Here is a 342-nt window from a genome sequence, read left to right on the forward strand (position 1 = left end):
CCCGAAGCCGGTGGCCCAACCCCTTGTGGGAGGGAGCTGTCGAAGGTGGGACCAGCGATTGGGACGAAGTCGTAACAAGGTAGCCGTACCGGAAGGTGCGGCTGGATCACCTCCTTTCTAAGGAGCATCTAGCTGCCGCAAGGCAGCCAGAGCCACTACGCCAGCGAATGTCTGGCGGTGGTTAGCTCATGGGTGGAACGTTGACTACTCGGCCGGTTTCCTCGGGTCGGGGGCTGTTAGTACTGCTCTTCGGAGCGTGGAACGCATGATCCTCGGACGGGTTCTGGTCGGGCACGCTGTTGGGTGTCTGAGGGAATGATCTTCCTTCAGTCGCCGGCCCCG

Annotated in this window: 1 rRNA gene; it reads left to right on the plus strand. The window is 61.7% G+C overall.

Annotation, left to right across the window (positions count from 1 at the left end):
* A 16S ribosomal RNA gene (locus tag QSK45_RS38150) occupies positions 1-117 on the plus strand; the annotation flags it as partial.
* Positions 118-342 lie beyond the last annotated feature (225 nt).

This window comes from Streptomyces hygroscopicus subsp. hygroscopicus (genome assembly GCF_030269125.1).
Classification (GTDB): Bacteria; Actinomycetota; Actinomycetes; order Streptomycetales; family Streptomycetaceae; genus Streptomyces; species Streptomyces hygroscopicus_C.